At 54.0% G+C, this 21,842-nt stretch carries 16 protein-coding genes; 13 read left to right on the top strand and 3 right to left on the bottom strand.

Annotation, left to right across the window (positions count from 1 at the left end):
- The first annotated feature begins 39 nt into the window (after positions 1 to 39).
- Positions 40 to 696 carry a lysophospholipid acyltransferase family protein gene (locus NTX59_07755; GenBank protein ID MCX5785568.1) on the top strand — a complete coding sequence of 219 codons (657 nt, stop codon included), beginning with the start codon at positions 40 to 42 and terminating at the stop codon, positions 694 to 696.
- 330 nt (positions 697 to 1,026) lie between these two features.
- Here NTX59_07755 and rpsA read toward each other — a convergent pair whose 3' ends face one another.
- Positions 1,027 to 2,235, bottom strand: a complete 1,209-nt coding sequence (rpsA, locus tag NTX59_07750; protein ID MCX5785567.1) for a 30S ribosomal protein S1 — start codon at positions 2,233 to 2,235, stop codon at positions 1,027 to 1,029.
- Between the two features lie 263 nt (positions 2,236 to 2,498).
- Between rpsA and NTX59_07745 the strand changes: the two genes are divergently transcribed.
- The 9 genes from NTX59_07745 to NTX59_07705 all read left to right on the top strand — a co-directional run bounded on the left by NTX59_07745 (position 2,499) and on the right by NTX59_07705 (position 13,913).
- The gene (locus NTX59_07745) at positions 2,499 to 2,693 is read left to right on the top strand and encodes a hypothetical protein (protein MCX5785566.1); all 195 of its coding nucleotides are present in this window, start codon (positions 2,499 to 2,501) and stop codon (positions 2,691 to 2,693) included.
- Positions 2,694 to 2,831: 138 nt separating this feature from the next.
- Complete coding sequence (locus NTX59_07740; GenBank protein ID MCX5785565.1) at positions 2,832 to 5,639, top strand: protein kinase; 2,808 nt, start codon at positions 2,832 to 2,834, stop codon at positions 5,637 to 5,639.
- Between the two features lie 201 nt (positions 5,640 to 5,840).
- On the top strand, positions 5,841 to 6,911 hold the full coding sequence (locus tag NTX59_07735; GenBank protein MCX5785564.1) for a Gfo/Idh/MocA family oxidoreductase: 1,071 nt from the start codon (positions 5,841 to 5,843) through the stop codon (positions 6,909 to 6,911).
- A 97-nt stretch (positions 6,912 to 7,008) separates the two neighbouring features.
- Positions 7,009 to 8,157 (top strand): lipid-A-disaccharide synthase, encoded by a 1,149-nt coding sequence (gene lpxB / locus NTX59_07730; protein MCX5785563.1) that lies wholly within the window; start codon positions 7,009 to 7,011, stop codon positions 8,155 to 8,157.
- A gap of 132 nt (positions 8,158 to 8,289) precedes the next feature.
- Positions 8,290 to 10,059 (top strand): ABC transporter ATP-binding protein, encoded by a 1,770-nt coding sequence (locus tag NTX59_07725; protein ID MCX5785562.1) that lies wholly within the window; start codon positions 8,290 to 8,292, stop codon positions 10,057 to 10,059.
- 133 nt (positions 10,060 to 10,192) lie between these two features.
- Positions 10,193 to 10,915, top strand: coding sequence for a ZIP family metal transporter (locus tag NTX59_07720; GenBank protein MCX5785561.1), 723 nt, complete (start codon positions 10,193 to 10,195; stop codon positions 10,913 to 10,915).
- Positions 10,916 to 11,007: 92 nt separating this feature from the next.
- Positions 11,008 to 12,450, top strand: coding sequence for a RelA/SpoT family protein (locus tag NTX59_07715; protein ID MCX5785560.1), 1,443 nt, complete (start codon positions 11,008 to 11,010; stop codon positions 12,448 to 12,450).
- Between the two features lie 109 nt (positions 12,451 to 12,559).
- Positions 12,560 to 12,928 (top strand): peptide chain release factor-like protein, encoded by a 369-nt coding sequence (locus NTX59_07710; GenBank protein MCX5785559.1) that lies wholly within the window; start codon positions 12,560 to 12,562, stop codon positions 12,926 to 12,928.
- Positions 12,929 to 13,055: 127 nt separating this feature from the next.
- Positions 13,056 to 13,913, top strand: coding sequence for a hypothetical protein (locus NTX59_07705; protein MCX5785558.1), 858 nt, complete (start codon positions 13,056 to 13,058; stop codon positions 13,911 to 13,913).
- Positions 13,914 to 14,106: 193 nt separating this feature from the next.
- On the opposite strand, the gene NTX59_07700 is transcribed toward NTX59_07705, so the two are convergent.
- Together NTX59_07700 and NTX59_07695 are read right to left on the bottom strand one after the other, a co-directional pair.
- Entirely contained in the window at positions 14,107 to 15,456 is a 1,350-nt protein-coding gene (locus NTX59_07700) for a hypothetical protein (protein ID MCX5785557.1), read from the bottom strand.
- A 53-nt stretch (positions 15,457 to 15,509) separates the two neighbouring features.
- Complete coding sequence (locus tag NTX59_07695) at positions 15,510 to 17,345, bottom strand: sulfatase-like hydrolase/transferase (protein ID MCX5785556.1); 1,836 nt, start codon at positions 17,343 to 17,345, stop codon at positions 15,510 to 15,512.
- A gap of 52 nt (positions 17,346 to 17,397) precedes the next feature.
- Here NTX59_07695 and rlmN point away from each other — a divergent pair, with 52 nt between their 5' ends.
- The 3 genes from rlmN (at position 17,398) to NTX59_07680 (ending at position 21,094) form a co-directional block, all read left to right on the top strand.
- On the top strand, positions 17,398 to 18,420 hold the full coding sequence (gene rlmN, locus NTX59_07690; protein MCX5785555.1) for a 23S rRNA (adenine(2503)-C(2))-methyltransferase RlmN: 1,023 nt from the start codon (positions 17,398 to 17,400) through the stop codon (positions 18,418 to 18,420).
- 64 nt (positions 18,421 to 18,484) lie between these two features.
- Complete coding sequence (locus NTX59_07685) at positions 18,485 to 20,092, top strand: tetratricopeptide repeat protein (protein MCX5785554.1); 1,608 nt, start codon at positions 18,485 to 18,487, stop codon at positions 20,090 to 20,092.
- Between the two features lie 231 nt (positions 20,093 to 20,323).
- The gene (locus NTX59_07680) at positions 20,324 to 21,094 is read left to right on the top strand and encodes a hypothetical protein (protein MCX5785553.1); all 771 of its coding nucleotides are present in this window, start codon (positions 20,324 to 20,326) and stop codon (positions 21,092 to 21,094) included.
- The last annotated feature ends 748 nt before the right edge of the window (positions 21,095 to 21,842 follow it).

Here is a 21,842-nt window from a genome sequence, read left to right as displayed (position 1 = left end):
ACTATTCGCTATTCGCTTTCTTACTATTCGCTCCCTATTATGAACGAGCTTCTTTACAAACGCTCACCCGCACACACCCTGCTTTCCTGGCTTGCCTGGCTTTACATACAACTGATAGGCCTTACCTCCAAAATTTCAATAAAAGGCATAAAAAACCACCCCGGCACGGCAATTTATGCCCTCTGGCACCGCCAAGAAGTATTGATGATTTACCTGCACAGGAACCGCAGTATCTGCGGCTTGGTCAGTAAGAGCAAAGACGGAGAATATATGGCCCGCATACTGAAGCGCTTCGGCTTTACTTTTGTCCGCGGGTCCACCACTTCGGGCGGTTTTATGTCGCTGCGCGGCCTGATAAAAGCCGCGCGCGGCGGCTACTCAATAGCCATCACGCCCGACGGCCCCCGCGGGCCCGTCTTCAAGGTGCAGCCCGGCGTGGTATATCTGGCGCAGAAAGCAGGCGCGCCGCTGATACCGGTCGCGTGCGCCCTTTCAAAAAAGAAAATTCTCCCCAGTTGGGACCACTACCAGTTCCCCCTCCCCTTCGGCCGCATCCAGGCCGTTTACGGCGCGCCGTTTGCCGTGGCGGAAACCGACGATGTAGCAGCTAAAGCCGCGGAACTTGAAAACATCCTGAATACGCTCACCGCCGAAGCCGAAGAGCTCCTGGCCAACGAATGCAGGCTGAAGGCTTAGGGCTGTGACACTGGCCTGTCGCTGGCCTATGGTGTTGTCAGCGACTGAAGGCTGAAGTTAAGAAAATTATCTTATAACCTCTAGCTCGATCCTTCAATTGAAGGATTCGGGCTAGTAAATTATTGAATATTAAACGCGGCAAACATATCAATGGAGCGGGTGACGGGGGTGTGGGTGAAAAAAACCCTCCGGAGGCCGAGACTTGCGCAAGCGGCGAGACCGAGGAAGGGAAGGGCGGGCACGGTGTGCCCCGACCCTGGTTTTTGGAACCCACTCCCCCGGCGGGACCCGCGAACTCGTTAAAAAATTCCCCTATAAACCTAAATCTTTTTAGTCCTCAGGCTTCCCCTTTTTTTGCAGCTGCTGTTCGATCAGATCCCCGAATGAACCCATAAGCTGAGGTTCCGATAGATCCCGCTGCTGGTACTGCTTCAAAGTGGCCGCTGTTTCTTCTTCCTCGCGGCTGACATCGGCGGGAATAAGCGAAATCTTCTTGTTTTCCCGGTCCACCGACTCCACGCGCACCTCAATGGACTGGCCCGCCTTCAATACCTCGTCCGGATGCTGTATCCGCCTCTCGCCGCCCAGGCGGGAGATATGTATAAGTCCGTCCACGCCTTCGCCCAGCGTGACGAAAGCGCCGAACGGGACAAGCCGGGATACAATACCTGTGTGATATGAACCGGGGATCCAGTTTTGCGCGGCCATATCCCAGGGGTCCGGCAGCGTATCTTTAAGACTGAAGGAAATTTTTTCGTTCTCCCAATCCAGGCTTTTGATTATCACCTCCACCTTCTGACCGACTGAGAGGATGTCGCTCACGTTTTCAGTCCGGTTCCAGGCTATTTCCGAAACCGGCAGCAGGCCTTCCACGCCTCCTATGTCGACAAAGGCGCCGAATTTCTGCAGGGAGGTCACGGTCCCTTTTATTCTCGCGCCCTCTTTCAGCGTTTCTTTAAGAACCGCTGTTCTTTCCTGTCTCTCACGCCCCAGGATGCCTTTGCGGGAAAGGACGATATTCCTCTCGCCGCACTCTATTATTTCAAACATCAGGACCTTTCCCAGATAACTTTCCTTGTTCTCCTCCCGCCGCAGCCCCATCTGCGAGAACGGGCAGAAAGCGCGCGTTTCCCCGCTGATGCTGATTTCAAAGCCGCCCCTCATTTCTTTGGCTACCGTTCCCTCAACGGGAACGCCGTTCTTCCAGGCGTCTTCAAGCTGGGCGCGGGCAGCCGGGCCCGACCCTATTTTCGTGGTGAAGCGCATTTCGCCGTTCTCCGAAAACATGAAGTAAGCACGGACCTTGTCGCCTTCTTTTACGGTCAGATTGCCGTTTTCGTCCTGCAATTCTTTCCTGTCCAGATACCCCTCGCCCTTCCCGCCCACTTGAAGGAGCGCCCATTCCGCGGTTATTTTTACTATGGGGGCCTCTATCTTCTGTCCCGGTTCCAGCCGGTCCGTTTCCATAGAGTTATTATTAAACATTTCGGCAAAATTTTCTTCTTTTTCCACCCCATCAGACAGGTTATTGTTATTCATATTATCCTCATTTCAGCGGCATAGGTAAAAGACACACTGGTATTTTACATAATAACGAAACATAACCCGCTCCCGTCCCACGGCAGGGCCGGTTTATTTTATATGGAATCACAGGGAAACATTCAGATACTTATAGAAGCGGCGCACGATAGGGTGGAGGCCTGCCGCCGGAGTTTGCCCGCAGCGGCAAGGGTACTTTTCTATTGCACACCGCGGCTTTTAGTGCTAAATTATATTAATCCGCAGGAAACCGTGCAATGAAAATGAACAGGATATTTAGACACCGAAAAGGCCAGAATACGGTGGAATATCTGCTGATGCTGGCCGTTATAACAGGGGTGGTGTTGATCACCGGCACGGCTCTCAGAAGATACATACCCCAGCTATTTGCGCAATTACAGACCCTTATAAGCGGCGCGGCCCAAACTCTCAGTTCTCCCACGGACAACGGCAAATAAGGGCTCGCGGCGTTGACTTTCCCCTGAAAATTGACCCCTCATAAGCGCGCTGAAACTCCCGGTCCCCGCGAACCGATCCCGCCGGCATTTTCCAGCCCCGGCAACTTTAAGGTTATTAAAGTTTTATACAATAGTTTTATGCGTGTTAATTTTGCCGGTAAATGTTTTTTTGCCGGCTTATTGCTTATCTCCCGCGTCCCGGCTGTTTTCGGGGCGGAGTTGTGCGAGGGACTTCCCGGGGGCCAGTCCCTCGCCTGCGCGGACGGCGACTCCTGCGAGTCCTTCTCCGGAGGGTGGAGGTGCCGTCCGTGGAACGACGCCCGCAAAGCTTATAAGCCTAAAATAATAGATGCGAAAGGAGCCGCCCCCCGGGAAATGCCGGGGAATCGCGGCGGCGCCTGCAAAGGCGGGATGTCGCTCTTCAAGCCCGCGCTTTCTTCCGCCATGAACGTTCAGGGCCCGGACGCGAAGATACATTACTATACCAAAGCGCTCGCCCTTTGGTCGCCCTGCGACGGCCCTGAAACCAAAGCCAACGCCTACACAGGCCGCGGCTCGGCCTACTATCTAAAGGGGGAATACGACAGGGCCGTTGAGGATTACAGCGCGGCCATCGAGCTGAATCCCCGCGACGCCGCGCCGTACAACAACCGAGGGGACGTTTTCTACATGCAGAAGCAGTACAGGAGAGCTATAGCGGATTTTGACGCGGCCCTCAGAGTGCAGCCGGATTTTAACGACGCGCGCAAGACCCGCGACTCCGCGTATCAAAAACTTGAAGAGGAAAAGAAGGGCCGCCTGCAACGCGGCAGGCCGGGGTGGCTGGGCCGGCTGCAAAATATCAGCGGAAAGCCATTCAACGCGCCGGCCAGGCGTCCTTCCAACCTGCCGCCCCGGATACAGCCGGATGTCACACCCGTCAGCCTCCGGAACACGGCCGTTGCCGGTCAGACCGCAACAGCGGACACGCAAAATGCGCAAAGCTTCTCCAGCTGGTCCAAACCCTCCCAAAGCCTCACCTCCCCGGAGACGCCAGTCGACCGGGCTGAAACCGGCCGTTCGAAAGCCGGCAAACCAGCCGAAAATGACTGGATACTTTATTGTGTTGCGGGATTTTTTCTGCCGGCGGCTATATTCCTCTGCGTCACATACCTGACTTTCAAGGACGATCACGCCAGGATACGGAAAGAGCTGCAGCCCCTGGCGACAGAAATGAACGTGGACATACACTGGATGTTCTTCGGCTTTTTCATGCCTCCGGAAAGCGAGTTCCACGGCAAGCTTTTGATAAGTCTGGCCATATACTCGGCGCTGGGTTCACTGGCCGCCGGTTTTATTTTCTTCAACTTCCCCCTGGATAACGTGATAAAAATACTGGCCGGGCTGCTGATCTCGGGCACCGTCTCCTGTGTAAGTGTTTTAGCCTCTTATTCCATGAAGGCCGAATCGGTCCGCAGGGACGATAATTCAGGGGAAGTTCAAGCCGGCCAATTTCCCCCAAGTTTCCACCCGGACAAAAGGCCCTTCCCCGGGGAAACGCGCAATTTAGCCGGGCCCGCAGCCAAGCCGGAACCTGTAAAAAGCGCGGAGCCGGACGCCACTTCTTACCGCTCCGTGCAGATCAGCAACCTCATGGAGGCCGGAAACTATAAGGAAGCGCTTGAAACTCTTTCCCGGAAAACCACGTTTAAGATAGATGATGCGGACAGGGCCAGGCTCTTCGAAATATATATACGCCTCGGGGATTTCTCCAGGGCAGGCAACATCTTTGAGTCGCTCAAAGGGAACAGGCTGCTTACGGAGAACATCCAGCATTATGAAAACCTGGCCGTCCTTTGTCATGAGCACGGAGAAACCCGCTTGGCCCGTATAATTCACCGCGGCCTGTTCGAAGCCCTGAAAGCGTCCGTTAAAGCGGACGAGAACGCCTCCCTGTATTATAATCTGGCGGCATTTTGCGAGCAGAAGGAAGACGCGGAACTCGCGCGCGATATTTTCCGCTGCATGCTGGACGCCGGCTTAGGCGGCTATAAGGACGTTTCCGCGCGTTACGGAGACCTGAAGGCCAGACTTCTGGTTACCGTCGCGCAGCCCGCGCAGAACAGCGCGGCCGCAGGACAGCAATTTACCCGCTCCGGCGTTTCGCTTTTCGGCAAGGTGCTTGACAGAAAATACGAGATAAAAGGCGAACTCGGAGAGGGCGGCATGGCCACGGTCTATGAAGGCTGGGACAGGCAGATGGCCCGGAAAGTGGCCATCAAAAAAATGCATTCCTGGCTCAAAAAATATCCCGAGGAACACGGGAGGTTCGTGCAGGAAGCCAAGATAGTCAGCCGGCTACAGCACCCGAACATCGTGGGCGTGCAGGCGATAGTGGAACAGGAAGACGAAATATACCTGATATTCGACTATGTGGACGGCAAAACCCTGTCCGACCTGCTGAAAGAAAAAGGGCGTTTGCCGCTCCAGGAATGTAAAGATATTTTTAAAGGCGTGTGCGGAGCGGTCCACTACGCCCACATGAGCAACGTCATCCACAGGGACCTGAAGCTTGCCAACATCATGCTGGACAAGAACGGCAACGCCAAGGTGATGGATTTCGGGCTGGCGAGCGAACTGCGTGAAAGCCTCACGAGAGTGACCCACCAGACCACGTCCGGAACGCCCGCCTATATGGCGCCCGAACAATATATGGGGATAGTCAAGCGGGAATCCGACATTTACGCCATGGGCGTATGCCTTTACGAGATGCTGACGGGGAAGCTCCCTTTCACCGTAGGGGATATACAGAAGCAGAAGAACGAAAAGGAGTTCCGCGAGGTCAGCGGGATGCTGCCCTGGCTGCCGAGCGGAATTGACGAGCTTATAACCCGGGCGATGGAGCCGGAACCGTCGCAGAGGTTCGCCGACCCGATGGATTTCTTCGACGCCCTTAACGATCTGTAGGCCCATAGCCGCCTTGAGGGCGCGAATGGCTGTATCGGCAGGGCGGGGATTTATAAAAAATTAAATACTTCGTGCGCCGGGTGACGCCGGGATTTAAAAAACAGCCTCCTCATACCTCACATATCACCCGCACATTTAGTAGAATTATAATATAAGACCGGCCTCATGCCGGCAGCGGTTTATTTTGATTTAGAGGACACCATGGCTGAAAAAGAAAAGAAAATGCGTTTCGGCGTGACCGGCGCCGGAAAACTCGGCGGCTTCCATACGCGCACCCTGTCCAAAATGCCCGAAGTTGAACTTGTGGGTGTTTCCGACCCGAACCTTATGCGCGCGCAGACGCTGGCCTGGCGCTATAATTGTGTGGCTTACAAAAGCTATCTTGACATGCTCACACAGGTGGACGCCCTGGTTGTAGCCGCCCCCACGGAATATCACGCGGAAATAGGCGTTAAAGCCCTGGAAGCCGGCATCCATGTGCTGATCGAAAAACCCCTGGCCGATTCTGAAGAAGGCGCCCGCCGCCTGCTGGCCCTTGCCGAAAAAAACAATGTGGTCCTGCAGGTGGGCCATTCAGAGCGCTTTAATTCCGCCGTGGTTGAAACGCTGAAGCATGTAAAAAACCCCCGCTATGTCACCATAGAGCGCCTCGGCCCGTACGACCCGCGCGTGGCGGCTACGGGCGTGACGCTGGACCTGATGATACACGATCTGGACATCATCCTTACCATGATAGATTCCGAAGTGGCTTCCTTTGAAGCTATAGGCGCAAGCATACTTTCCAATCACGAGGACATCTCCAATGTCCGCATTAAATTCAAAAACGGCTGCGTGGCCGACATCACCGCCAGCCGCGTCAGCATGGAGAACTCCCGCCGCATGCGCATCTACCAGCAGGACGCCTATCTCTCGGTGGACTATGTGAGCGCCCGCCTTAAGATCTACCACAAGAAAACTCCGGTGGTAAAATCCCTGAAAGACATAGAGATACTGTTCCCAAAACTGGAAAAAAAAGAGCCCATAAAAGAAGAGCTTTATCACTTTATTGATTGCATAAAAACCTCCAAGACCCCGGCCCCCAGCGGAGAAAAAGGTCTTAAAGCCATGCGCCTGGCGCTTAGCATAACCGAAGCCATGAGGCGCTTTGAGGTTTCCGGCTCGCCGACGAATGAGCCCGGCCAGTCCCTGGCCCGCTCCATTTCCGATATCGGCCATGCCGCCGGCATGGTGGTTGAAGAAGGCCTGAAAAACGCCGGGATAGATAAGTCGTAAGACGGCAGCGGCTAGCGTATAGAGGCTAGGGGATAAGGTAGGTATAAGGAACTCCTTCCCCAACCCCTAATCGCCAGCCCCTGGCCCCTGATTTTATATGTCCAAAATCGCTCCCACAACAAAAAACATTCTTATAGTCGCCGGCGACCCGTCGGGAGATCTGCACGCCTCGAACCTGATCAGGGCGCTGAAAGAGAAAGACCCTGATCTTTCGGTCACCTCCATAGGCGGAGTGCGCATGCAGGAGGTGTCCTCCCATTTTATTTACAACCTGGTTTCTGTGGGAGCCGTGGGCTTTTCGGAACCCTTCAAGCATTTTTTCCTCTGGTTGAAACTGCTGAAGCTGGTGCGCCGCTATCTTGAGGAAAAACGTCCCGCCTGCGTTATAGCCGTTGACTTTTATGGCTTCAACCACCAGATGCTGGGGCTTGCGGCTCACCGCCATATTCCCGCTTTTTATTATATCAGCCCGCAAGTGTGGGCTTCGCGCCTGAGCCGGGCAGCCAAGCTCGCGAAACTCACGAAAGAGCTTTTTGTCATCTTTCCTTTTGAAGAAACCATCTACAAAAAGGCCGGGGGCAACGCCACTTTTGTGGGGCATCCGCTTTTAGACCTGCTGCCCGAGCCGGTGGAGAAAACTTTCCCGCCGCCGGACAATGCCTGGCAGATAGGCATATTGCCCGGCTCAAGAAAGACCGAAATTTCGCGCCATCTGCCTATTTTCCTGAACGCGTTCTACAAAATAAAGGCCAGCTGTCCGAACGCCAAAGCGAAAGTGTTTGCCGTGCCGGAATTTCCGGACGAAAACCTGGTGCCTTTCCTGGAACGGGCGGAAAAATACTGGTCAAAGGATATTGAAATAGTGCGCGAATACGGCTACAAAGAACGCGCCGCCCTGGACTTCGCTTTCACCTGCTCAGGCACGGCAACCCTTGAAAACGCCCTGCTTGGCGTGCCTATGGTGGTGGCCTACAAAGTGCCCCGTCTCACGTATGAAGTGGCGCGCAAAGTGATCAAGGTCCCCTACATTTCGCTCGTAAACATCCTGCTTAAAAAACCGGCGGTAAAAGAACTTATCCAGGAAAAGGCCACAGTTGAATTTCTGGCCAGGGAAGCCTTCGCCCTGTTCAATAATCCCCCTAAAATGGCGGCCATGCGGGCGGAATTCTCCGCCTTAAGGGCCATGCTCGGAACGCCTGGCGCAGCTACGCGGGCGGCGGAAAAAATACTTTCTTACCTGAATTAGGGACACAGGAACAGGATTCAAGATTTAAGATTCCAGATTTAAGATTTAAAATTTATGATTCAAAATTTAAGATTTAAAACTCCCCCTCTGGTCTTCAATCTGAAATCTTGAATCTTCAATCTACGCTTTGATATGTCCGATAAAAAACCCACGGCCCATGCGCAAGACCGCAAAAAAAAGAACTCTTACCTGGCTAAGGCCCTTTTCGAATACATAAAACCCTATAAGAAGCAATTTGTGCATGCGGCGCTTTCCATGATAATGCTTGCCGCGCTGCGCGGCGGGGTGGTTTATCTCATGGGCCCCGTAATACAGGGCGTGTTCATGGAGAAGAACCTGCGCATGCTGCGCCTGGTGCTTATAGGCCTGCCCATACTGTTCGCGCTGCGCATGACGACCGAATACATCAACGGCTACCTGATGAGCTGGATCGGCCAGAAAGCGGTCCAGCAGATCCGCGACGACCTTTTTACCCACATTCACCGCCTGTCCATAGAATTTTACTGGCGCAAGCGCTCTTCGGACGTGATGAGCCGGGTAATAAACGACCTGAACAATGTGCAGTCCACCGTGCAGTTCGTGCCGCTTTACCTTATCCGCGACACATTTACCGTGTCGGCGCTGATATTCGTTCTTTTCTACGTGAACTGGCGCTTCGCGCTTATCTCGCTTATCATCATACCTATCACCTCCTCCACGATGAAAATACTGGGCAGAAAAATGCGCAAGTCCAGCATGGAATCCCAGGTGATAGTGAGCGAGATCTCCCACCGTTTCCAGGAAAGCCTGCAGGGCATGACCGTGGTAAAGGCCTTTAACTACGAAGAAGAAGCCATAGCCAAATTCCGTTCCTCAAACAACGAATACTTCGGAAAAACCATGCGTTATCTGCGCGCCGCCGCCATGACCGGCCCGCTTATGGAATTTATAGGCAGCATCATCCTGGTAGTTATGATCTACCTGGGAGGGCACGCCATTTTTGAAGGCACCATGACCACGGCCGCTTTCTTTTCATTTATCGCGGCTTTCTTTACCGCCTACATGCCTCTTAAGAACATAGCGAACCTAAACTCAAACCTGCAATTGGGCCTTGCTTCCTGGGAACGCATTTTACAGATCCTGGATGAAAAACCGACCGTGACCATAGTAAATAACCCGAAGCCCCTGGGCACAGTGCAGGGCCGCGTGGAATTTGACAGCCTGGGCTACAAGTATCCCTCCCGCGACACGCAGGTGCTTAAAAACCTCAGTTTTACGATTGAGCCGGGGCAGGTGGCCGCCTTCGTGGGGCCGTCGGGCTCCGGAAAAACCACCATTATACACCTGCTGCTCAGGTTTTTTGACCCTGTCTCCGGCCGGGTTTTAATAGACGGGCGGGAGTTGCGCGAGATAGACACCAAAGAGCTGAAAGACCACATGGGCCTGGTGACGCAGGACACCATACTCTTTGACGACACCGTTTTTAAAAACATCACCATAGGCAAGCCGGGCGCCTCAATGGATGAGGTTATTGAAGCCGCCACGGCGGCCGACGTACACGGCTTCATAAAGGACATGCCGCAAGGGTACGATACCCGCCTGGGTGAGCGGGGCGTGAAGCTTTCCGGCGGACAGCGCCAGCGCCTTGCCATAGCGAGGGCCATAATAAAAAAACCCGAGATCCTGCTTTTGGACGAGGCCACATCAAACCTGGACACGGCAAGCGAGCAGGTGGTGCAGGCGGCCATAGAGCGTATTTTGAAAGGGCGCACGGTGGTAATGGTGGCGCACCGCCTGTCCACCGTCAGGAACGCGGATAAAATTTTTGTGTTAAAGCATGGTGAGCTGGCCGAATCAGGCAGCCATGAAGAGCTGCTGGCTAAAAACGGGGTTTACAAAACGCTGTACGAGGCGCAGAATTAATTTTGGAACGGCTCAAGTAGCCAGAAGTCAGAATACAGTAGTCAGAATGAAAACACCGGCAACGGGAACGGTTCCACTATTCTGAATTCTGAACTACTGAATTCTGTCTACTAATGCTGTAACGATAATTTTTATGATCTATCTTTTCAGCCTTATTGCCGTGGCCTTCACAATGCTTGGCGCGGGACTGACCGCCAGATTCGGCTCCGTGAACAAACGCCTGCTTTCGCGCACGCTGGCTTTTTCAGCGGGGGTGCTGCTGTCGGCGGCTTTCCTTGACATTTTCCCCGAAGCGTGGCGACTGAACCCCGGAGCCGCGGCCTACGGCTGCCTGATGGCGCTGCTCTCCCTTTTCTCGCTTGAAAATTTCACGGTAATCAATTCCGCCGGCGAATATATGGAAAACTGCGAAGTGCACGAACACGCGCTTGGCACTTTCGCGCTGGCCGCCATGACGGTGCACTCGGTGCTTGACGGTTTCAACATCGCCGTAGGTTTCAAAGCGGGTTCGCTTGCCGGCTTTAACATTTCGCTTGGCGTTATCCTGCACAAGCTCGCCGACGGCATAGCCCTGATCTCGCTCCTGCTTCATTCAGGCCGCACCGTCAAGCGGGCCGTGTATTTAAGCCTGCTGCTGGCGCTCGCCACGCCCCTTGGGGCGCTGATAGTGGAACCTTTTTTTCTGAGCGTAAACCCATGGACCGAATCCCTTTTGCTCGGAATCAGCGGGGGCTCTTTTCTTTATATAGCCATGGCCGATATTTTACCGGGGCTGCATAAAACCTACGACCGTCTTACGCCGGTTTTTTACGCCCTCGGCTACGGCGCGGTGCTCGCCATAACCGCTCTGGGGTAGGGAATAGGGGCGAGGGGCTAGCGGTTGGGGGAGGAATAAGAAACTCCTTCCCTCACCCCTGACCGCTGCCCCCTCTACGCTGATTTTATACTATGGAAATGGAAGACTTGCTTAAAAAATTCAAGGAATATTCCACGCAGGACACAACTCTGCTTGAGCTCGCCTGGAATTTTTCAAAAGACGCCCATGCCCAGCAGAAACGGGCCTCGGGCGACCTGTTCTTTACGCATTGCCAGGCCGTGGCGGAAATACTTGCGGGATTCCGGATGGACCAGGAAACGGTGGCGGCCGGCCTTATGCACGATGTGCTGGAAGACACAACGATAACGCCCGAAGCCATAAAAAAAGACTTCGGCCAGGAAGTCTGCGACCTGGTGCAGGGCGTCACAAAGATAGAAACGCTTAAATTCTCCTCGCGCGACGTGGCGCAGGCCGAAAACTGGCGGCGCATGCTGCTGGCCACGGCCAAGGATATACGCGTTATCGTAATAAAGCTGGCCGACCGCCTGCACAATATGCGCACGCTCAATTTTCTCCCGCGCGAAAAACAGCTTGAAATAGGCTACGAAACCCTTTCTCTTTACGCGCCTCTCGCCCAGCGCCTGGGGATGTTCCAGATAAAATCCGAGCTGGAAGACCTGTCTTTCAAATATATGCACCCCGACGAATTCAGTAGCCTCTCGGCCAAGGTGCAGCTGCGTTTCGCCAAGCGCGAGAAACTGCTTGAGAATTTCAAAGCGGAGCTGGAAGCGCACCTGGCCCCGACACAGGTCCCCTACCGCATACTTGCCAGAGCCAAAAACCTTTATTCCATATACCGCAAGATGGAAAAGCAGGAGACGTCCTTTGAGAACATTCAGGACGCTCTTGGCGTGCGCCTTATCACCGACACGGTTATAAACTGCTACGCCCTTCTGGGCGTGGTTCATTCGGTGTTCAAGCCGCTCGCCGGCTCATTTACGGATTATATCGCGGTGCCGAAGATGAACTTTTATCGCAGCCTGCACACCACCGTGATGGCTTCATCGGGCGAGCTGGTGGAAATACAGATCCGCACCGATGAGATGCACCACACTTCGGAATACGGCATAGCCGCGCACTGGCGCTATAAGATGGGCGAGGGCGGCAAGGACGCGCACTTAAATGAGAAACTCAACTGGCTGCGCCAGTGGATGGAGTGGCTGCAGGACCTTTCAAGCCCCAGGGAATTTATTGAAAGCTTTAAAACCGACCTTGAGCTGGACCAGATCTTTATCTTTACCCCGAAGGGCGAGGTCAAGTCGCTTCCCATGCACGCCACCCCCATTGATTTCGCCTACATAATACACTCCGAAGTGGGCAACACCTGCGTGGGCGCCAAGGTGAACAATAAAATGGCAAGACTCGACCACGAACTGAAAAGCGGCGACATCTGCGAGATACTCACCCGCAGGAACTCCGCGCCGAAAAAGGATTGGCTGGGTATTGTTAAAACCGCCGGCGCCCGCTCCCACATCCGCAAGTACCTGCGGGAACACGGCCAGGCCTTGGAGTAGAGGATGCATAGACGCGCAGCAATTTAGATGCGTAGCAAGAGCGATTTCTGTCGCCAGTTTATCCGCATTTCCACACATCTATGCCTCTATGCATCTGCGCATCTTCTTTATGAACTTCACGGAATTTTCGGAAATCACACCGGCCAAGGTTGACGCTCTGAAGGCGCGTATCGCCCGCCTGCAGATAAACCTGGATCTGGTGGAGGAAAATTTTATCCGCGGCTCCGGCCATGGCGGTCAGAAGATAAACAAAACCTCGAATACCGTGCAGCTAAAATACCCGCCGCTGGGGCTTATCGTGCGCTGCCAGCGCGAACGCCGGCGTTCGCTGAACCGCTTTATAGCTCTCAGGGAACTGGTGGATGAAATTGAAATAAAGGTTTCCCCCTCCACTTCCGGACGCCTGAAAGAATTCAAAAAACTCCGCAAGCGAAAAACCGACAAAATCCGAAAACAGCGCCTGAAGAATAGTGATTAATAAAAAAGCTCCTGCTGCCTTTTCCCCAAAAAGCGGCGGTGTTTTTATCAATTTTTCGGAGTCCCCTCTCCGGCCCGGCTTTTTTTTACCCCTTGCGCGCATCAGTTTTAGGCCTTATACTATTAAAATGCGCGCACTTTTAACGCTTATGTTCCTTTCAGCCGCCTTAACTGCGGGCGCGGCGGAGGATCAACGCGGGGAACTCTCCAAGCTCCTCGATGAGGGGCGTTTTCCCGCGCTGGCCGCCTTTCTGGACGCCAATGGCGGGCGCTGGGGCGGCCCGGCCGCGGCTTTCGCCGAGGAGCTGCCCGAAACCCCGTCCGCGCGCGAATCCGAAGTAAGGGATCTGGACCATCTGCTGCGCGGCGGCAAGTTGGATAAACAGGGAGAAAATATACGCCGCGAAGTGGCGAAACTGCCCGGCAATCAGTGGCATTTCGTCATACGGCTTGAGCGGGAGCGCCGCGCGCTTTATGAGAGGCTGGGCTGGGGGCCCGGCGGTAACATAATTCAGAATGTGGGGCTTCCCGTAGAGCCGCGCCTCTGCTCCGACCGCAGTGCTAAACTTACGGCAACCATGGCCCCGCTGGAGAATGACGGCCGCTTCCCCGGCTGGCACACCGAGGAGATAACAGCCAATATGATCTCCGTGTCGGACCGGCGCGGCATCCGCGACGACCTCTACGGAGGAGTGCACTGGGCGCCTTGCTTCGTCTATGACGACGGACACACCCGCGCCGAAATAGTGGCTGACGCCTGGGCCAACACGCTGGCGCCGGCGTATACCTGGTGGTATAACTTTGACAAGGGCACGCACGATTACCTTTACAAGGCCGGCGGCAGGGACTGGTGCGGGGAAAGGATACTTAATGACGCGGTGCAGGCCCAGATCAAGGCCAGGCGCGACGCCGAGAAAAGCGCGGCCCCGGCTGTGCCGCCCAAAAGCGGCACTCTGGACAATTTACAGGATTCCGCTCCTTTTTGACCCGGTTTTTACCGCAGCAAGGCCGCCGCCCGGCGGCCTTTTTATTTACCCCCGATAATACGAATTCAACCGGCAGATATGGGTATTATGTCCCCGATTTCTTAAGCGGATAAACACGTAAAGAAACGCAGGCAGCGGCGAAAGACAATAAAAAAGGCCCCGTTACCGGGGCCTTTTTTAACTTACGGCGCCTTTAGAACCTGCACGCCAGGGTGGCTTTTACGTCGGTGAACTCGTTCTGCTTAACGACCTTATTATCCCCCGTCATTTTGCGGGCGGAAACATCCAGAGACAGCTTCTTCCCTTTCAGCCCGACTCCGGCGGCCATCGCGTTGTAAAAGGTTTCCGCCTTGGTAATATCGTCCTGGAAGTCCATCCTCTTAAACGAGCCCCGCACGCCGAACCAGGGGAGCAGCCATACCTCGGTCCCGCCGGCGAAAGTGACCAAAGTAGTATGCTCGTGCGAGGCAAAAATATTATTGTTATAAAAGTCGGAGTCTATTTTCAGATCCTGCGCTTCTACTCCCAGCAGGAAACGGCCGCCAAAAAAGTGGAAGGCGGCGGCGGAGGATTTAAGCCTGTTTTCTGTTTGATTTCTCTCACTGAAATTTCCCTGCTTATACTCAGGGGTCATCATAAGCTTTTCATAATCAAAAGCAAGAGTAAGGGGAACAGCCTCGAACTTCCATTCGGCCCGCATGCCGAACTCCGTGTTATCGCCGGCGAAATCGGCTTTATATCCAAAGCTATTATAGTCGCCGGATAGTTTTGCCACGGAAGCCCGAAGAGCGGCTTTAAGGCCTTTGAACGGTTTTATCATCGCCTGGGCACCCAGTTGCGGCCCGCTGCGCTTTATGTCGAAATCGCTTCCGGAAATCTTCACACCCCTGTCCACATAATCCGCCGTGGTTCCAAGTTCAAAAATGCCGGCGCGCAAAGCCAGCGCGGCGCCGGCCGACTGATTCGGCAGTTCCAGCTTGCTGTCGGGGTCTTTGCCTTCGTTCATATTTCCATGCAGGCCCAGCCGAACACCTTCTCCCCCTAAGGAAAACCCGGCTCCCGCGGCGGTCTTTTCATACTCATCTTTACTGGAACTCCCGGAATACCTGGCCTTCTGCCGCAGATACGAACCCTCCGCCTCGAACGTTCCGAAACGGCCGTAAACTCCGGCGTCATTCCCGGAATATTCCTGGTCCTTGGCAGAGCCGCTGTAGGTGGTGCCTTTAAGAACGCCGCCCCCCGCTTTGAGCATGGAAGAGCCTGACCGTATATCCGCGCGGTTGTCGCCCCAATTTTCAAGCGTCAACTGGTCGCTCTCGTCATTCACCGCCAGTCCCATTTGCAGGGCTTCAACCCTGGCGCTGCGGAAGCGCTCGGTCCGGTCGCGGTAAGGCCTGACCATATACTGAAAATAATCGCTCCTTAACAGGGGATTCCCCACGTATTCCATCTCATCTATCTGGAACATGGGGATCCACATCGCGCGAACGTCAACGGCCCCGAAACACAGCGTCAACAAAAGCAATCTGACTATATTTCGCATTACATTCTCCTTAAATCTGTCTGAAGTTGGGAAAGCAATTATACTACTTTATTTCATTTATAAAACCTGACTGCTTCTTTTTGGAAGGAGAGCAGATCTCCGGTAAAGGCCGCCTCCGCCTTTTTGCCGGCCACCTCGCGGTAATCGGCGTCGAAAACCTTCACCCCTCCAAGCCTGTAGGCCTCAAGCGCCATCGTCAGGGTGCCTGTTTTTTTCACAATGGCCGCCGTGTCCCAGGAAAAAGCGGCCAGGAAGTCCCTGGCTTCCGGCTTGAACAGATCGGTTCCGCTGCTGTAATCGGAGGGCGGATTTTTAGCGCCTAAAAGCTTCAACACGCCGGGGGCCACGTCAAAATGGCTGGAAAAGTCCTCATAGGAGCGGGGCTTAAGCCCCGGCCAATAAAACACCAGCGGAACCTTTATCTCCTCCGGCGGATAGCCGTGATTATGGCCGTAGAGGCCGTGTTCAAAAAACGGCTCGCCATGGTCGCCGGTAACTATAACCGCCGTGTTTTTCAGGCCGCCGCCCGCGGAGAGCGCGTTTATTATCTTCATCGCCAGGCTGCTGTCGTAGTAAATTGAATTCTTGTATTTATTGAAGATCGGCAGAACCTTTTTTTTCTCCACGGTAAGATAGCTGAACGAAGAAGCCGCCGGCTTGAAACGCTCATACTCCGGAGGATATTCATAAGTGCCGTGCGAAGCGTCGTAAAAGATGAAAGCGAAATACGGTTTCTTCTTGTCCCTGTTCCTTGCGAATTCAATAAATTTTCCGGTTATTTCGGCGTCTTTATCCGACTTCCCTTCGGCCGCGGGCTCATCATAAACTTTGGAGTGCGGGATATCCACAAAGCAGGTCCTGTCAAATTCCGGAAAGCTCAGCTTGACGCCGGCGTAAAGCCTGAAATCGTAGCCAAGTTCCTCCAGCGCCTGGATCATGACGGGCGGCTTTCTTTCGGCCACGAACTGGAACCAGTAGCTGCCGTAAAGCCCGTAAATCAGCGAAAAGATGCCGAACCGGGTGCAATTCCCGCCGCTGTAATGGTTTTTAAAGACCACGGCCTTTTTTGAGAACGCCCACAACTCCGGCGTTACCTCCGGGTTCATCATATCGCCGCGGAAGGAATCGATCACGATATACACGATATTCGGCTTGTCTGCCGGGGCGAATTCAAGCGGTTTTTTCGGGTAATCAAGCCTTGAAGACTTCACATCCAGTTTAAAACTCACCGGCTTATCCAGGCGTGTATGGAAATGCTTCTGTATGAACGTCCGTGCGGTAAACGGCTGGTAAAGCGGGAATAATTTGGCGTTCCTGGTTATGTTCACAATGTCATAGGCCGAGCCCCAGGCGAACAGAAGTTTATCAAGCAGCAGGAAAAATAACAGAACGCCAAGTACTGATGCCAGCCGCTTTTTAATAAATCCGGGGCCGGCGAGGTCTTTTCGCGCCGCTTTTCCCGAAAGCCTGTAAAACCACGCCTCAAGCGCTATCAGGCCGAGAAGTATGGCAAAAAACAGCGCCTTCATCCAGAAGCCCTGGTCAAGGGAATTCAGCCCGCCCGGGGTGAGAATAAGGTTCAGCACCATGGGATTTATGTGCATCTTGAAAATTTTATAAATGGCCGCGTCCGTCACCAGGGCCAGCTGGAAAACCGTGATCAGGCCCGTGAAAACAAAGCGGGCCGGTTTCAGCCAGAAAACCGCCAAACCGAAAAGCGATAAGGCGGCGTAAAACATGAAAGTGTTTGAAATAAGCGCGGACCCGGCAAAAAACAGCCCAAGCGGGTTTGAGCCGGCGAAAAACAAATAAAAAGTGCTGAACAGCAAAGACAGCAGGAAATTAAGGGCCAGGTAGACGCTCAGGCGGCCATAGACGGGGGTTTTCATAGTGACAAAACTTGAAGCACGGTCTATAATGATATAATGATTCTATAAAATTATGGACCTTAAGAATCTTGCCGTTTTTTTGAAAGAAAATTCACAGCCCGCTTTCAGGCTGACCCAGATACGAACGGCGGTTTATAAAAATTTCGCCTCCGGTTTTGACCAGATAACCGTGCTGCCGGAAGCCCTGCGCTCCAGGCTTAAATACGATTTCCGTTTTTCCTCCCTTACCCCGGACAAACAGCAGGTTTCAAAAAGAAGGGACGCCGTTAAATTTTCCTTTTTGCTCAAAGACGGCCTTAAAATCGAGACAGTGCTGTTAAATCTGATGGCGGAAAAATGGAGCCTCTGCGTTTCCACCCAGGCCGGCTGCCCGGTGCGCTGCCCCTTCTGCGCCACCGGCCGGAAAGGCCTTAAACGCAACCTTTCCCCGGAAGAAATAACCGACCAGTTTCTGTCGGCGGCCGCGTATTTAAAAGCCGAAAACGCGCAAAAAATACACAGCGTGGTTTTCATGGGCATGGGCGAACCCTTCCTTAACTACGACACCGTGGCCGCGGCCATTAAAACCATTATAGACCCCGCCCTGATAGGCATGGGGCAGCGGCATGTGTCGGTATCCACGGCCGGGCATGTGCCCGGAATAAGGCGCTTCGCCAAGGATTTCCCGCAGATAAACCTGGCGGTATCGCTGCAAACCGCCGACAACGGGCTTCGCGACGCTTTGGTGCCCTTAAACCGTAAATATCCGCTTCCCCAGATCGCAAAAGCTTTAAAGGACTATTTGTTCGTCACCAAGCGCCGCGTGTTTTTGGAATATGTCCTGCTCGAGAACGTAAACGACAGCAAAAGCTCCGCCAAAAAGCTTCTTGACTGGCTTAAAGACGTGGAAGCGCTTAAATATTTCAATGTAAATCTCATCCCCTACAACGAAACGGGGGGACAGTTCAGGAAACCGACAAAAGAAAAAGTCCGTACTTTTCACGAGTATCTGCTTGAACTGGGGATTCCCGTCACCCTGCGCAAAAGCCTGGGCGAAGACATAGACGGCGCCTGCGGACAACTAGCCGGAAAATAGGATCCGCGCCGCCGTTTCGGATCAACTCTGGAAGGGATGCTCAGGTTCGCCATACCGGAGCCGCATGAGAGACTCGCATTCAATAATAAAATACTTGACACTGGGCGCGGCGATAGCGCTGGCCAACTTCCTGGTCTACCGGCAGACAACTTCTTTCGCCCCGGTACATCTGGACGAACAGCAGCTCCTGAGCGACAAATGGCGGAACCTCAAAGCCGGCAGATCCTTTCCGGACGCCTTTAAACACGATGTCTTTAATCTCGGAACCGGCGCCTTTTACCGCCCTGTCCTCACCCTTTCCTTCATAGCGGACGCCCGCCTTTCCGGAGACAAATTCGATCCGGCGCCCTTTCACCGGAGCAATCTGTTCCTCCATATTTTTAACGCCCTGCTGTGCTTTATTCTGCTGGCGCGGCTCGCCTACGGGGCGGAACTTGCCGCCGCGGGCGCCATGCTTTTTTCGCTGCACCCGGCGCTCGCGGCTGCTTCCGGATGGATCCCCGGGCGGAACGACTCCCTTCTTTTTGCCTTTTCAGCCCTGGCTTTGCTTTTTTTAACGGAGGCCGCCAAACGCAGGAACGCCGGCTTATTTATACTCCACCTTATTGCTTTTTTCCTCGCCCTGCTGACGAAGGAAACAGCCGCCGTTCTGCTCCCTCTCTTCCCCGCCTGGATCTATGTTTTCCACAGGGACTCCGCGCTCTCCGGAAAATGGAAATTAAAAGCGGCGGCGGCGCTGGGCTGGATATTTTGCGCAGGGCTTTATTTATTTCTGAGGACCGGCGCGCTTAAGGGCGGTCCCGCGAATCTTTTATCGAATACACACGATCTTGTTTTTAGAACGGCCTCCTATGCCGCCTTCGTTTTTGTCCCCGTTAATATCCCGGTGTTCGCCTGGTTCAGCGACCTGTCACCCATGCGGATAATACTTGCCGATACGGCAGGCCTTATCCTGCTGGCCGCCGCATGGCAGTCGCGGAAAGGAAAGCTGCTGCCCTGCGCTTTCGCGGCATTTTGTCTTTTCATCCTTCCTTCGGCATTCTCCGACCGGTTCCTGCCTCACAGGCTGTACCTGCCGGTCTTTTTCTTCGCGCTGGCGGCAACTGAAGCCGCGCGGATATTTTATCCCGCCAAAAGAGCGCTGACACTGGCTGTGATGGCGGCTTCGGCCCTTTGCCTGGCCGCAATAACTTTTCATTCTCTCCGCCGCTTCAAAGACCCTGATGTCTTCTGGGCTGACGCGTACGCGGTCTCCCCTTCCTGCGGAGAAGCCGCCTATGAACTCGGTTACTCCGCCCAGTTGCGCGGGGATATGGCCGGCGCGGAAAAATATTATCTGAAGGTCATTACCGGCAGCCCCTCGATCCCGGACGCGCGCACCAACCTGGGCGTCATATACAAACAGGCGGGACGCTACGATGAAGCGCTCAGGCTTTACGAAGACGAATTAAAACTTACTCCGGGGAAAGCGATAGTAATAGAGAATATCGGCAATCTGATGGCGGCAAGGGGCGATTACCCGCGCGCCATTGAGTATTATAAACTCAAAATAGCCATTGAACCTGAAGTGCGCAAAACTTACGAAATCCTTGTTTTCTGCTTCCAGAAGACCGGAGACCTGAAAGAAGCCGACAAATACAGGCGCATCGCCCTGACTTTAAAAAATCCGTAATCAAAATAAGACTACTGAGTGTTTTCCGCTTGGAAGAGCCCCCCGCCATTCGTCTGAAACACACCCCCTGCCGCCGCCAAATGCGGGGCCATTTGTCTCATTGGAAATGGGTCCTTGGCCCCATGCATATGCCGACGCTCAGTGTTATACTTTAAACAGAAGCTCAAACAACACACGGTGGATGATTATTAAGAATTTAAAAAGTACAAGAAAGTATAAGCAGGAGAACTTATGAAAACAATAATGCCCCTCATTTTGGCTCTGGTTCTGGCACCGACATTTCTTATGGCGGCTCAGCGCGACGCGGCGCCCGCAAAGAAGGCCGGTTTTAACGATGCCGCAGGCTCTTTCTTACAACTGCAAAACTGGGCCCCGGCCGCGCAGGATTTTACGGCTATTCCGGCGCCAACGGCGGTTCCGGCTGAGGAAGACCAGCCTTGGGCAAATGGGTTGGATAAGGGACTCGGCCTGAAGGCTTCGTACCCCAGCGGTTCTATGTGCTGCACGTCCAGCGAAGAGTGCGGCAGAACAAAAAGCGAAGGATTTTCGGTTTTGGGCGTCCGTTCGGCGGATCTGCCCAACTTACAGTCCGCGCTCCTCGCGTTCAGGACTATAACCCAAAGCCGGTGGTACCTGACTTTTCCCGACGGCCGGGCGTTGACGGATGGGAGTGTAGGCAGCCTGTTCATAACACGCAAGAGCCTGATAGGCGCTTACAAGTTCGATGTTAAAACCATGTCCGTTGACGTCACCTGGAACGCCGATCCGTCCGTCAATTTGCCTAAAGCGGGCGTGTTTAAACAAAAGATAAGTCAAATCTGTTTTGCTCCGGATCGGGTTATGGTCGCCTCCGGACTCGTCAAGCTTGAAATCGGCGCCCAACCGCGCTCCACTTTAATCCAGCCTTCCCCGAACAGCGGCACAGACACGCCGGTGGTAAGACAGGGCTACATGCTTTTCACGGACTACGGCCAGTATTTGGCCAGTTCGGACGGCAAGTGAGTGAAAGGTGCAAGCTTTTCCCAGGAGGGCTTTTAAAAAAACCTTTACGTTTCTTAATCAGCAACCCCTCGCAACCCGCATCACTTCGTCCACAGCATCTTACTTCGATTAAACGCTTAACCGCTCTTCCTCATACGGATATAATTCCAAGTGTATATTTCCCGACTTCCACAGGCCCCCTAAAAATCATCGTCTCTTCATTAGTAACCCTCTTGAAATCCGGGTGCCTCACGTGTGAGAGGGAGGAATGTTTTTATCAGGCAGCCGGCCTTACGGGTTATCAGGGCCTGTCCAGCTCTTTTGGCTTCGCGGCAACAGTCAATTATACAAGGTGGAGCTAATTAGCCATGGTTCCTGGGCCAAAAGGGCTGGGCCTGCCGCCGGACCGGAACGCGGGGACAGCCGTCCACACCGTGGCCGGCTTCCATCACTCACCTTCGGCGCTTGCGTAAGCCTCAGGTTCGCGAAGGCCCCGCTAACCCGGTTCCGGCGGCACCCGCTCCATTTATTCAAGGGAGAAACTTGTTGTAAAAAAGGGAAGAGTCAAAGGGCGGCGGTGTTTTCCCCGCGCGCTCCTTAAAGGGTTTAATCCTGAAGTCTGGAGCGGATCGCTCCGCGACGGTGAGGACCGTTCAAGTCTGAAAGCATTGTCTTTCAGACGCGTTCCGGAGCCGGCGGAAGACTTCAGGATTCTTCTTTAAAACCCGGTCCCGGAGCGCGCGGGGAAAGCGCCGGCGCCCGTTCCCGC

This window comes from Elusimicrobiota bacterium, from assembly GCA_026388155.1.
Lineage (GTDB): Bacteria > Elusimicrobiota > Elusimicrobia > Elusimicrobiales > UBA9959 > UBA9634.
The sequence above is the reverse complement of the archived record's forward strand: the minus strand, read 5'-3'. Positions and strand labels throughout refer to the sequence as shown.

Excerpts from the sequence above, each read along its gene's own strand:
- NTX59_07755 (MCX5785568.1), top strand. The coding sequence starts at position 40 with ATGAACGAGCTTCTTTACAAACGCTCACCCGCACACACCCTGCTTTCC.
- rpsA (MCX5785567.1), bottom strand. The coding sequence starts at position 2,235 with ATGAATAACAATAACCTGTCTGATGGGGTGGAAAAAGAAGAAAATTTT.
- NTX59_07745 (MCX5785566.1), top strand. The coding sequence starts at position 2,499 with ATGAACAGGATATTTAGACACCGAAAAGGCCAGAATACGGTGGAATAT.
- NTX59_07740 (MCX5785565.1), top strand. The coding sequence starts at position 2,832 with ATGCGTGTTAATTTTGCCGGTAAATGTTTTTTTGCCGGCTTATTGCTT.
- NTX59_07735 (MCX5785564.1), top strand. The coding sequence starts at position 5,841 with ATGGCTGAAAAAGAAAAGAAAATGCGTTTCGGCGTGACCGGCGCCGGA.
- lpxB (MCX5785563.1), top strand. The coding sequence starts at position 7,009 with ATGTCCAAAATCGCTCCCACAACAAAAAACATTCTTATAGTCGCCGGC.
- NTX59_07725 (MCX5785562.1), top strand. The coding sequence starts at position 8,290 with ATGTCCGATAAAAAACCCACGGCCCATGCGCAAGACCGCAAAAAAAAG.
- NTX59_07720 (MCX5785561.1), top strand. The coding sequence starts at position 10,193 with ATGATCTATCTTTTCAGCCTTATTGCCGTGGCCTTCACAATGCTTGGC.
- NTX59_07715 (MCX5785560.1), top strand. The coding sequence starts at position 11,008 with ATGGAAATGGAAGACTTGCTTAAAAAATTCAAGGAATATTCCACGCAG.
- NTX59_07710 (MCX5785559.1), top strand. The coding sequence starts at position 12,560 with ATGAACTTCACGGAATTTTCGGAAATCACACCGGCCAAGGTTGACGCT.
- NTX59_07705 (MCX5785558.1), top strand. The coding sequence starts at position 13,056 with ATGCGCGCACTTTTAACGCTTATGTTCCTTTCAGCCGCCTTAACTGCG.
- NTX59_07700 (MCX5785557.1), bottom strand. The coding sequence starts at position 15,456 with ATGCGAAATATAGTCAGATTGCTTTTGTTGACGCTGTGTTTCGGGGCC.
- NTX59_07695 (MCX5785556.1), bottom strand. The coding sequence starts at position 17,345 with ATGAAAACCCCCGTCTATGGCCGCCTGAGCGTCTACCTGGCCCTTAAT.
- rlmN (MCX5785555.1), top strand. The coding sequence starts at position 17,398 with ATGGACCTTAAGAATCTTGCCGTTTTTTTGAAAGAAAATTCACAGCCC.
- NTX59_07685 (MCX5785554.1), top strand. The coding sequence starts at position 18,485 with ATGAGAGACTCGCATTCAATAATAAAATACTTGACACTGGGCGCGGCG.
- NTX59_07680 (MCX5785553.1), top strand. The coding sequence starts at position 20,324 with ATGAAAACAATAATGCCCCTCATTTTGGCTCTGGTTCTGGCACCGACA.